Raw genomic sequence first — 11361 nt, 5'->3', positions numbered from 1 at the left:
CGTGGTCGGCACGCCGAGCGCTGCGGCCAGGGCGCGCGCCCAGTGGCTTTTGCCGATGCCCGGCGGGCCGATCAGCAGCATCGGCGGCAGGCGGAAGACAGGCGCGCCCTCCTGCGCGCAACGGCGCATCGCGTGCCAGGCGACCTCGGTCGCCGGGGCCATCCAGGGCATCCGCGTATGGATGTCGGCGGCGATCTCGTCGGCCCGGGCCTCGGTCTTGATAGTGATGGCCCGGACCCCGTCCTTGATCGACGCAAGGCGCGCCTTCTCGTCGGGCTTCAAGTGGGCAGTGCCGCTGGCCGCACGGAGCCGATCGACATAAGCCGTGGCGCGGCGATGGATGCGGGTGAGGTCGTGCTCAGAGACCGCTCCGGTCGTATCGTCCCAGATCTCGACCGTGTCGTCGATTTCGTGACCACGCAGCCGCATCAGGTGCTCGCGCAGTCGGGAGGATATGTCGGAGCGGTGCGGGATGTCGCTGTCGAGGCGCGTCAGGAGGAAGGGCTCTCCGGCCATGGTACTGTCCTTTTCTGAAAGCAGCGGCGCACGGCAAGAGCCGCCACGCCGCCCCGCCGGGGCCAAGGGCCGCGGCAGGTGTGTTGGAAGAAAAGAACCCGGGTGTCTTGGGGGCTGTGATTGACCGGCGGGGCTACGCTCGTCAATCGGGGAGAAGGCCTGAGCCGCACGGCAGCATAAACACCTCTCCTGCCGGAGCGGCATTGTACACTTCCATATTTTTCAATGGGTTACGCGACAGTGGAAGAAAATAGGGGGTACGAGGGGGGTAAAAATCCCCCATAATGGAAAAAGTATGGGGGAATTTACACGTTGGCCAGCGCCGCGGCGCGGGCGGGCACCCTGCCGCCGCCGAAAAGGGCCGCCTAACCCTTGCCGGCTTACGCCAGCACCATGTCCCGCGTCAGCTGCGACACCGGCTCGTCCTGCCCGGCAAGCCCAACCGCCAGCCAATCTGCCAGCGACAGACGCATCACGGCCAGGGCGCTTTCCGGCGCGCGGCGAAGGGCCTGCGCCAGAACTCTATCGAGTTTTTCAGCCATAGAGCGCGGCCGCCCTTTTCTCGAAGGCACTCACGATCCGGCGCATCGCTTCGTAGAAAAAAAGTTCCGCCGCCGACTGCAACAACCGGTTGCGAAAGGCAAAATCGACATCGAAATGCACCATGCAGCCGGCGTCGTTATCCTCGAAGCGCCAATTGGACTTCATGTGGTGAAACGGCCCGTCCAGATACTCGGTCTCGATCCGCATGTCCCGCGGCCACAGGACGACCCGACTGCTGAAACGTTCGCGGAAAACCTTGAAACTGATGACAAGATCAGCCTCCATCACCTCGGAGCCGTCCGCCTGCGGCGTGACCTTGCGAACGCGCGCTGCGGCCGTCCACGGCAGGAATTTCGGGTAGTTGCCCACGTCCGCCACCAGATCGTACATCTGCTGGGCGCTGTAGGGCATCTGGCGGGATTCGGCGTGGCTCGGCATTCGGGACGGCCCGGTTTTCACGTGACAGTGGCGCCCTATTTCCTAGACTGGGCGGATGAATTCAAGGGGACTCATGAGTGACCGCGCATATGTGATCGACCGGCTGTTCTCGGCCAAGGAAATCGCCGCCCGGGTCGAAGGGCTGGCGGCCGAGATCGCCGTTGAATTCGCCGATACCGACAAACTGGTCGTCGTGGGACTCCTGCGCGGGTCGTTCATCTTCATCGCCGACCTGGTGCGGGAACTGGACATGCCGGTCGAGGTGGATTTCATCGAAGCCTCGTCCTACGCGAACGCCACGGAGTCGAGCCGCGAAGTCCGCATTCTCAAGGACCTGGGCGGCGACATCGAGGGGCGCGACATTCTGGTGGTGGAAGACATCATCGATACGGGCCACACGCTTGACCACGTGATGTCCCTGCTGTCCAGCCGCCGGCCGCGCCGGCTGCGCAGCATCGCGCTGCTCGACAAGCCGTCACGGCGCGAGGCCGACATCCGCGCCGACTGGACCGGTTTCGAGATCCCCGACGCGTTCGTTGTCGGCTACGGCATCGATTATGCGCAGCGCAACCGCAACCTCCCCCATATCGGCAAGATACGGTTCACGGAGCGATGAACATAAGCTGGCTCCTCCGCATGGCCCGGTGGGCCCGCAACCCGCCCGACAAGAAGAAGGTCAAGTTCGTACTGGCCATTTTCGCGGTCTGCTTCATCGTCTATGCCATCGAGTATTTCGTCGGCTGGCCCGACATGCTGTCGATGGACCCGCGCCTGCGCCGCATGCGCCCCTGATCCGACGCCGCTCAGCGGTCCTCGGATTCGCCGTGCATCGGCGGGTCGTCATAGACAGACCAGCCGTAATCCTGCTCGGTGTCGGGCAGGTCTCGCTTGCTCACGTTGCCCTGCATGAAGGTCTTGGCGATGAAGTGGGCAGTGACCGGCGCGGTCAGGAACAGGAACAGGGTGATCAGCAGCTCGTGAAACGAGAATGTCCCCTTCACCAGCAGGAAATAGAACATCGAGGCGAGCAGAACGCCCCCAACCCCCAGCGTCGTCGCCTTGGTCGGCGCGTGCAGCCGCTGCATCGTCTCGCGCAGCTTCAGCAGCCCGAAGGACCCGACCAGCCCGAAAACCCCGGCCACGACGAGGAAGAACGAGACGATTATTTCCGTCATGAGCTCCATGCCTGCCCCCTATTCGATGATGTCGCCGCGAAGGACGAAACGGCAATACGCCACGGTCGAGACGAACCCGACCATCGCCACCAGCATCGAGGCTTCGTAATACACGGCCGTGCCCTTCCAGATGCCGTAGAGTATCAGCAGCGCGATCAGGTTGATGACCATCGTGTCGAGCGCAAGGATCCGGTCCGCGGCATCCGGCCCGGTGGCGATGCGCCACAGGTTGAAGATGAGCCCAAGCCCGAAACATCCGAAAGCGAAGATCAGCGCGGTCGTGATCATTGGAATATCTCCTTCAGCCGCCACTCGTAGCGGTTCTTGATCGTGTCACGCACCTTCCCGGGGTCGTCGGTGTGCAGGCAGTGCACGAGGATGCTGCCGCCATCCGCGGACAACATGGCGGACACGGTGCCCGGTGTCATTGTGATGGTACCGGCCAGAACCGTGATCGCCTCGGGCGAAGTCAGCTCCAGCGGCACGCAAACCCAGCGTGACCAGATGTTCGCATTGCGCTTGAAGATGATGATCCACGCCACTTGCACGTTCGCGATGATGATGTCCCACAGCACGATGAAAGCGTATTCGACCACGCGCAGCGGTCGCCCGATCTTGGCCCGTCGCGGCCAGTAGGGGGCCGTGATCCACGGCACGACGATCCCGAGCACGCCGCCCAGAATCAGGTTGCCAACCGTGACCTTGTTGACCAGCGCCAGCCAGACGAGCGTGAGGACGACGCTGAGCACGGGATGGGGGAAAAGGCGCTTGATCATGGCTCAGCTCTCCTCATCCGCAGGCAGAACGGCATCGATGTACCCCGAGCTGTCGAACAGTTGATCGGCAGCGGCTTGCATGTAGCCCGTGACAGGACCGGCGAACACCGCCAGCAGGGCAAGCATCACGACAGCGGCCAGCGTCGGCGCAACCTGCAACGGCCCCGCCGCCGGCGCCTCGTCCGGCCTGTCCCCGACGTCCGGCACCGCGTCGGCGGCGGGCATGGGATGCGGCAGCGCCGTGCACTTCCAGAACAGGGTGCTCCCCGCCCGCGCGAACCCGACGATGATCAGCAGTGAGCCGGCGAGGATCGCCGTGAACGCAAGCGCCATCTGGGTCGTGCCCTGCATGGCGTCGAGGATCAACAGCTTGCCGAGGAACCCGCTGAGCGGTGGCATCCCGGCCATGCCGATCGCCCCCGCGAAGAAAAGCGCGGCGAAAAGCCCGTTCTGCAACGTCGGCGCCCGCGCCGACAGCACGTCGCCGCCCGCCCGCCTTGTGACGACCAGATCGGCCAGCAGGAAAAGCGCCGCCGCCGAGAAGGTGGAATGGACAAGGTAGTACAGCGCGGCCGTCGTCGCCTGCGGCGTGAAGGCCGCAACCGCGATCATCATGGTCCCCATCGACCCCACCACGGCGAAGGACAGCATCGGCATCAGTCGCCGCGCCCCGAGAACGCCAAGCGCACCCACCGCGAGCGTGATGATCGCCGCAGGCATCAGCCACGTGCCGATCAACCCGCCCGTCACCGCCACGTCGGGGCCGAATGCCACCGTGTGGATGCGGATGATCGCGTAGGCGCCCACCTTGGTCATGATGGCGAACAGCGCCGCCACCGGGGCCGGCGCGTTGGCATAGGTCGCGGGCAGCCAGAACTGCACCGGAAATAGCGCGGCCTTTATGGCGAAGACCACCATCAGAAGCACCGCGGCGGTGCGGACCAGCCCGGCATCCTCCACCGGCAGCGCCCGCATCTTCATCGCCAGATCCGCGATGTTCAACGTGCCGGTGGCGGCGTAAAGCGTACCGAGCGCAAACAGGAACAGCGTGGAGCCAGCAAGGTTCATGACCACGTATTGCAGACCCGCCTGCACCCTCGCCTTGCCACCGCCATGGATCATCAGACCGTAAGAGGCGATCAGCAGGATCTCGAAGAAGACGAACAGGTTGAAGGCGTCTCCGGTCAGGAACGCGCCCGAGATCCCCATGAGCTGGAACTGGAACAGCGCATGGAAATGCCGCCCCCGCGCGTCCCATCCCGTGGCAGCGGCGTGGAGCAGCACGATGAAGGCCAGAACCGAGGTGAGCAGCACCATCATCGCCGACAGCCTGTCCAGCACCAGCACGATGCCGAACGGCGCGGGCCAGTCCCCGAGACGGTAGACGAAGGTCTCGCCGCCCGACGCGGCGACGGTCAGGCCGGTCGCGATGGCCACCAGCGCCAGCGTCCCGGCAAAGGAGGCCGACCGCGCCAGCGGGATGTCGTGGCGCATGACGAAGGCGATGACCGGCGCCAGCAGCGCCGGCAGGATGACGGGGGCAATGATCCAGTGGCTCATGCGCCGCCTGCCTTGCCGGCCGTCGCGCCGCCGTCCTCAGCCGTGTCGTCGCCCTCGCCCGCGTTCACGCCGGCCAGGTTGATGCTGTCATCATCGGCTTCGAGATACGCCCCAAGCGCGATCATCACCAGCACGGCCGTCATCCCGAAGGAAATCACGATCGCCGTCAGCACCAGCGCCTGCGGCAGCGGGTCGGAATAGCTCACGTCGGCATACTTGTTCAGAACCGGCGGCGCGTTGATCGCCAAGCGTCCAGTCGCGAACAGGAACACGTTCACAGCGTATGACAGCAATGCAAGCCCCAGGATGACCGGGAAGGCGCGCAAGCGCAGGATCAGGTAGACCCCGGCTGCCGTCAGCACGCCCACCGAACTCGCCACCACGATCTCCATTCTACTCGGCCTCCGATGTCTTGTTGTTGGGTTTCAGCGAGGGGTCGTAATCCATGGGTTCCACGTTCACCGTCTCGCCCGCGTGGCGCGCGAGGCGCGACAGGCTGTAGAGCATCAGCATCACCGCCCCCAGCACGGTCAGGAACACGCCAAGGTCAAAGGCCATTGCCGTGGCCCATTCGAATTCCTCGATCGGCGGCCAGTGGATATAGCCGAAATCGCTGGTGAGGAAGGGTTTACCGGCCAGCCATGCACCCGCCCCCGTCAGGCCGGCGATCACCACGCCCCAGCCGATCATCAGGTGATACTCGATGCGCTTGCGGTTCTGGGTCCATGCGAAGCCCGACGCCATGTACTGCATCAGCAGCGCGATCGAGATCACCAGCCCGGCCACGAAGCCGCCGCCCGGCTGATTGTGCCCCCGCAGGAAGATATAGACGCCTACCATCACCGCGATGGGCATCATTGCCCGCGTGGCCACCACCATCATCAGCGGGTGCCGGTCGCGCGAACGGTCCTGCCTGTAATCGCGGTTGCGCAGCCGACGGCCGGCCGGGCCGTTCAGCAGCGCCTCCATCAGCGCGAAGATGGTCAGCCCGGCGATGCCCAGCACGATGATCTCGCCGTAGGTGTCGTAGCCCCGGAAATCGACGAGGATCACGTTCACCACGTTCGTGCCCCCGCCGCCCTTGTAGGAATTGGCGAGGTGGAAGGCCGAGATCGACTCGAAATCGCGCGTGAGGAACACCATGGCCAGCGCGGCCACCCCGCCGCCCGCGACAACCGCCACGATACCGTCACGCAGCCGCCGGGCGGGCCCGCTTTCGCGCGGGGTGTGCTTGGGCAGGAAATACAACGCCAGCAGCAGCAGCATGATCGTGACCGTTTCCACCGAAATTTGCGTCAGCGCGAGGTCCGGCGCCGAGAGATAGACGAACCCGGCCGAGATCATCAGCCCGATCACCCCGATCAGGACAAGCGCGCGGAACCGGTTGCGGTGATTGATCACGACCAGCGCCGTCGCCACGATCAGGACCAGCCAGCCCGCCGCCGCCACGGGCGGGATCGGCAGCAGGTCGCCGGCAGGCGGGCTCAGGCCGCCGCCGCTGAACGCCACGTATCCCAGCCCCACCGTCGCCACCACGAAAATGGCTAGGTACCGGCTGATCGAGCCATTGTGCACCCCCTCCGTCACCGCGCACGACAGGCCCACGGCCCCGGCAATCAGGCGATCGAAGATCACCTTGGCCTCGGGGCGCGGCGTGGCCTGCCAGGCGCCATCAAGGCCGCGGTGCAGGCCCAGAAGCACAGCCCCGCCAATGACCGCGATGATCGACATGAACAGCGCCGGCTTGACGCCATGCCATATTTTCAGATGCGGGTGCAGATCAGCCCCGGTCACCGCATTGGCCGCCATGGTCACGACCGGTTCCGCCACCCATGGCAGGATACCGATCAACATCACCAGCACGCAGAGCAGCGCGGGCGCGGCATACATGCCGAAGGGCGGATCGTGCGGATGCGCGGGATAGTCATCCCGCGCCGGCCCTGCAAACACGTGGAATATGAAACGAAAGCTGTAGGCGACCGACAGCAGCGCGCCCACGGTCGCCAGCACCGGCACGATCCAGCCATTGCCGAACCAGTCGGTATGCGATGCCTCCTCGAGCATCAATTCCTTGGACAGGAAGCCGTTGAAGAACGGTATCCCCGCCATCGACAGCGCCGCCAGCGTGCCGATCAGCGCCGTTACCGGCATGAACTTGGCCAACCCGCCAAGCCGCTTGATGTCGCGCGTGTGCGTCTCGTGATCGACGATCCCCGCCGTCATGAACAGCGCGGCTTTGAACGTCAGGTGGTTGATGATGTGAAACACCGCCGCGACCGCGGCCTTCTCGGTGCCGAAACCGAGCAGCATGGTCAACAAGCCCAGATGGCTGACCGTCGAGAAGGCCAGCAGTGCCTTGAGATCATCCTTGAAAAGCGCGATGAGCGCGCCCAGCACCATGGTGACAAGGCCCGTGATCGACACGATGTAGAACCACGCGTCGGTCCCCGACAATACGGGCCACATCCGCGCCATCAGGAAGACGCCCGCCTTCACCATGGTCGCGGAATGCAGGTAGGCGCTCACCGGCGTCGGCGCGGCCATCGCGTGCGGCAACCAGAAATGGAACGGGAACTGCGCCGACTTGGTGAACGCCCCCAGCAGGATCAGGATCAACGCGGGCATGTACCAATCCGACGCGCGGATCGCCTCGCCCGCGGTCAGGATATCCGTCAGGTTGTAGCTGCCCGCGATATTGCCGAGGATCAGCATCCCCCCGATCATCGCAAGCCCCCCGGCCCCGGTCACGGCCAGCGCCATGCGCGCGCCCTGCCGGCCCTCGGGCAGGTGCTTCCAGTACCCGATCAGCAGGAAGGACGACAGGCTGGTGAGCTCCCAGAAAATCAACAACAGCAGGATGTTGTCGGACACGACGATGCCCAGCATCGCGCCCTGAAAAAGCAGCAGGTAGGTATAGAACTGCCCCGCCGGGTCCTCGCCCGACAGGTAATACCGCGCATAAAGCGTGATCAGCAGCCCGACGCCAAGGATCATGCAGGCGAAAAGCAGCCCAAGACCGTCAAGAAAGAACGCGGCCGACAGCCCCAGCTGCGGCAACCACGTTATTTCCGCCTGTATCACCTCGCCGCGCATGACATCCGGGGCCAACACACCAAGGAACACGAGCGCGAGCACCGTCGGAACGGCGGTGAACGTCGCACAGGCGGTACGCCCCGCACGTATCATCACACCCGGTATCAACGCCCCGAGAAACGGCAGAAGCGCGATGATCGGCAAGAGCCCGCTGCTGTTGGTCATGTCCACCCTGTTTCACAAATACAGTTTAACAGTTAATGCGAAATCACGTTTCGTGGAACAAGGGTTTTCTTGTGAAAACCACGAACTTTGGCCCGCATGCCCCGGTGCCGTCCCGCACACGCGCAGACGCCGAGAGCCGCAGCGGCGCATGACGAAACAGCCTGTTGCGACCGCGGCAAGCCGGCATGACCTAGGTCAAGGCATGGCACCGACACACGATGCTACGGCTTCGGTCGCATTCTTGAACACCCAGCGCAGAACAGGGCAGCCACATGACCGATACCTTCATTCGCCCGGCCGGGAGCGAATTCCACGCGAACGACGAAATCAGCGGATCGCAAGAGCGTCCGGACGTTGCCGCGCTGGCCGGCGGCGGCTTCGTCACAGTCTGGGAAAACAGCCCGTTCGACTTCGACGATGTGGATTTGATCCGTGGCGTTTATGCCCGCGTGCACGCGCCCGACGGAACACCGGTTTCGGACGACATTCTCGTCGGGCCGGCCCAGAGTTTCGCCCGCGCTTCAGTGGACGGACTCGCCGACGGCAACTTTGTCGTAAGCTGGGTGCGCTCCAATCCCGTACCGGACGACCCCGAGACCGACTCGCGGGATATCATGGCACGACATTTTTCGGCGGACGGTGTAGCCTTGGACGAGGAGTTCGTCGTCGCTCAGCAGTCCGTGCCGCTGATCAATGATGACGGCAGCCGCTACGTTTCCGAGGACCATCCGCATGTCGCCGGTCTCGCGGACGGGGGGTTCGTCATCAGCTGGCAAGGGAACTCGGAATGGGATCCCGATTATCAGACCGGTTTCGGACTCGGTGCCTACACCAACAGCGTCGATGCGCGCTTCTACAACGCGGACACGACGCCGCGGGGTGAGTCCGTGCGGCTTAATGAGTCAGAAGATTTCGATCAGCAATACCCTGAAATCGTGTCGCTTTCTGATGGAAATCTCGTTGCGGTCTGGGACGGTCCGGGCGATATAGATGCGCGCATCTTTGAACCTGACGGGACACCCGTCACCGGCGATTTTCAGGTCAACACCTATACCGAGGACAGCCAGTCCTTTTCCGTTTCCGGAGGCGACGGCTCGGTCGCGGCGCTGAATGACGGCGGCTTCGTCGTGGTCTGGCAGTCGGAGGAACAGGACGACGACGAAGACAGCGATTTCAACGAATGGGGCGTCTACGGACAGCGTTTCGCGAATGACGGCACGCCCGTGGGGGAAGAATTCAGGGTCAACACCACGGTGGCGGGCAACCAGGAATACCCCGTGGTCGCCGCCACGCCCGATGGTGGCTTCATGGTCGCGTGGTATGACACCGTGGGCGACGACGAGATCGTGGCACAACTCTTCGATGCGGACGGGACCCGTTTGGGGGGCGAGCTCTACGTAGAGGAGCTGCCCGACAGCATCACAAGCGGCACGCATTGGCGCCCGACGGTCGACGCGCTCGAAAACGGGGATGTGGCGCTGGCTTGGGAATTCGAGTCCAGTTTCACCAATCCCTATGAAAGGGGCGACGGTATTTTCGGCCGGGTCCTGGACACCAGCACAACGGCTTTCTCCGACCCGGAGCTTGCCGGCATCGTCAGTCCGCGCACGGTGGACGAAGGCGTGCAGGGCGACATCCTGACGGCCCAAGCCGTCGATGCGGATGGCGATACGGTGACCTACACGCTTGCGGGGCCGGATGCCGACGCGCTTGAAATCGATCCCGGGACGGGTACGCTCACCTTCGCGGCGACACCCGATTTCGAAGCGCCCGCGGACGCGGACGCGAACAACGTTTACGAGATCGAGATCATCGCCGATGACGGGTTCGGCGCCACGGACAGTCAGCAAGTCGAGATCGTCGTCGCCGATGTGAACGACCCCGCCGAGGGCGACATCGCCATTCTCGGCACCCCCGAGTCGGGCGAGACGCTGACGGTCGACATCTCCGCGCTGTCCGATCCCGACGGTCTGGCACAGGTCAGCTATCAATGGATCCGCGACGGCGTGGCGATCCCCGATGCCGCCACGGAATCGTACACGCTTCAGCCTGCCGATATCGGCGCGGTCATCGGCATCCGGGTGAGCTATGCTGACGACGCCGGCCGCGCGGAGATGGTGGAACAGACGGTCGCCGACCCGGTCCTGCCCCGCCCGGCCAGCGACGGTGATGACATCCTGTTCGGTGGTCCGCTGGCCGATTTCCTTGATGCCGGTGAGGGTGACGACGTCATAGATGCCGGGGATGGCAATGACGCCGTTCTGGGCCGGTCCGGTGACGACACGCTGTCGGGCGGCGCGGGGGATGACAACATCGCCGCGGCAGAGGGCGCCGATGTCGTCAACGGTGATACGGGTGACGACCGGATGGGCGGTGGCCCGGGCAACGACACCATGGATGGCGGCGGCGGCAACGACTTCATGGGCGGTGGCCAGGGCAATGACGCGGTCGATGGCGGCGACGGTGACGACGTGGTCAATGGCGGACCGGGCGACGATACGCTCGACGGCGGCACCGGCAACGACACGATGGGCGGCAGCTTCAACAACGACGTCGTGAACGGCGGCGACGGCGATGACGACATGGGCGGCGGCGCCGGGCAGGACACCGTCGATGCCGGGGCCGGCAATGACAGCGTCGGCGGCGGCGAAGGCAATGACGAGATCGCGGGCGGTGACGGCGACGACTTCCTCGCCGGCGGCGGGCGCGACGACGTCATCGACGGCGGCGCCGGCAACGACTCGATCAACGGCGGCGACGGTGACGACACCATGACCGGCGGCGACGGGGAGGACCTGTTCGTCTTCAACTTCTTCAAGGACGGCGATGCCGACATCATCACCGATTTCGAGGACGGGGTAGACGGCTTCCTGATCCGCACGGTCAGCACGCTGGACGGCACGCCCAACATCGACAATGGCGGCAACGGGCTCGGCGGCTTCCTCGACGCGCTGAACATCACCGACACCGGCGACGGCGCGCAGATGACCGTGGACGGCCATATCGTCACGATCGAGAACGTCGCGGCGGCCGACCTGACGCTGGACGATTTCCAGTTCATCTGAGTCCGTAAGGGTACCGGCTTGGGCGCGCGG

11 protein-coding genes and 1 pseudogene are annotated in these 11361 nt (G+C 64.6%); 3 read left to right on the top strand and 9 right to left on the bottom strand.

Annotated features, from left to right (window positions below; translation table 11 throughout):
* The 3 genes and pseudogenes from ACH107_RS07035 to ACH107_RS07025 all read right to left on the bottom strand — a co-directional run.
* Nucleotides 1-516: pseudogene (locus ACH107_RS07035) on the bottom strand (AAA family ATPase); the annotation flags it as partial.
* A 380-nt stretch (nucleotides 517-896) separates the two neighbouring features.
* The gene (locus ACH107_RS07030) at nucleotides 897-1058 is read right to left on the bottom strand and encodes a hypothetical protein (protein ID WP_412505242.1); all 162 of its coding nucleotides are present in this window, start codon (nucleotides 1056-1058) and stop codon (nucleotides 897-899) included.
* The gene (locus tag ACH107_RS07025) at nucleotides 1051-1497 is read right to left on the bottom strand and encodes a type II toxin-antitoxin system RatA family toxin (RefSeq protein WP_412505241.1); all 447 of its coding nucleotides are present in this window, start codon (nucleotides 1495-1497) and stop codon (nucleotides 1051-1053) included. Before ACH107_RS07025 ends, ACH107_RS07030 begins: the two co-directional genes overlap by 8 nt.
* A 73-nt stretch (nucleotides 1498-1570) precedes the next feature.
* Between ACH107_RS07025 and hpt the strand changes: the two genes are divergently transcribed.
* Both hpt and ACH107_RS07015 read left to right on the top strand, forming a co-directional pair.
* On the top strand, nucleotides 1571-2113 hold the full coding sequence (hpt, locus tag ACH107_RS07020) for a hypoxanthine phosphoribosyltransferase (protein ID WP_412505240.1): 543 nt from the start codon (nucleotides 1571-1573) through the stop codon (nucleotides 2111-2113).
* A gap of 20 nt (nucleotides 2114-2133) precedes the next feature.
* Nucleotides 2134-2289 carry a hypothetical protein gene (locus ACH107_RS07015; RefSeq protein WP_412505239.1) on the top strand — a complete coding sequence of 52 codons (156 nt, stop codon included), beginning with the start codon at nucleotides 2134-2136 and terminating at the stop codon, nucleotides 2287-2289.
* 11 nt (nucleotides 2290-2300) lie between these two features.
* On the opposite strand, the gene ACH107_RS07010 is transcribed toward ACH107_RS07015, so the two are convergent.
* Genes ACH107_RS07010 through ACH107_RS06985 form a run of 6 tightly spaced genes read right to left on the bottom strand, consistent with a single transcriptional unit; the run spans nucleotide 2301 to nucleotide 8266 of the window.
* On the bottom strand, nucleotides 2301-2681 hold the full coding sequence (locus ACH107_RS07010) for a Na+/H+ antiporter subunit G (protein ID WP_412505238.1): 381 nt from the start codon (nucleotides 2679-2681) through the stop codon (nucleotides 2301-2303).
* A gap of 9 nt (nucleotides 2682-2690) precedes the next feature.
* Nucleotides 2691-2960, bottom strand: coding sequence for a K+/H+ antiporter subunit F (locus tag ACH107_RS07005; protein WP_412505237.1), 270 nt, complete (start codon nucleotides 2958-2960; stop codon nucleotides 2691-2693).
* Nucleotides 2957-3448: a Na+/H+ antiporter subunit E gene (locus ACH107_RS07000; RefSeq protein ID WP_412505236.1), complete on the bottom strand. Its 492-nt coding sequence runs from the start codon at nucleotides 3446-3448 to the stop codon at nucleotides 2957-2959. Before ACH107_RS07000 ends, ACH107_RS07005 begins: the two co-directional genes overlap by 4 nt.
* A gap of 3 nt (nucleotides 3449-3451) precedes the next feature.
* The gene (locus ACH107_RS06995; RefSeq protein ID WP_412505235.1) at nucleotides 3452-5008 is read right to left on the bottom strand and encodes a monovalent cation/H+ antiporter subunit D; all 1557 of its coding nucleotides are present in this window, start codon (nucleotides 5006-5008) and stop codon (nucleotides 3452-3454) included.
* Nucleotides 5005-5400 carry a Na+/H+ antiporter subunit C gene (locus ACH107_RS06990; protein WP_412505234.1) on the bottom strand — a complete coding sequence of 132 codons (396 nt, stop codon included), beginning with the start codon at nucleotides 5398-5400 and terminating at the stop codon, nucleotides 5005-5007. Before ACH107_RS06990 ends, ACH107_RS06995 begins: the two co-directional genes overlap by 4 nt.
* Nucleotide 5401: 1 nt before the next feature.
* Nucleotides 5402-8266, bottom strand: coding sequence for a monovalent cation/H+ antiporter subunit A (locus ACH107_RS06985; RefSeq protein ID WP_412505233.1), 2865 nt, complete (start codon nucleotides 8264-8266; stop codon nucleotides 5402-5404).
* Nucleotides 8267-8538: 272 nt separating this feature from the next.
* Here ACH107_RS06985 and ACH107_RS06980 point away from each other — a divergent pair, with 272 nt between their 5' ends.
* Nucleotides 8539-11331 carry an Ig-like domain-containing protein gene (locus ACH107_RS06980; protein WP_412505232.1) on the top strand — a complete coding sequence of 931 codons (2793 nt, stop codon included), beginning with the start codon at nucleotides 8539-8541 and terminating at the stop codon, nucleotides 11329-11331.
* Nucleotides 11332-11361: the final 30 nt, after the last annotated feature.

Source organism: Roseovarius halophilus (ex Wu et al. 2025), from assembly GCF_047086965.1.
The sequence above is the reverse complement of the archived record's forward strand: the minus strand, read 5'-3'. Positions and strand labels throughout refer to the sequence as shown.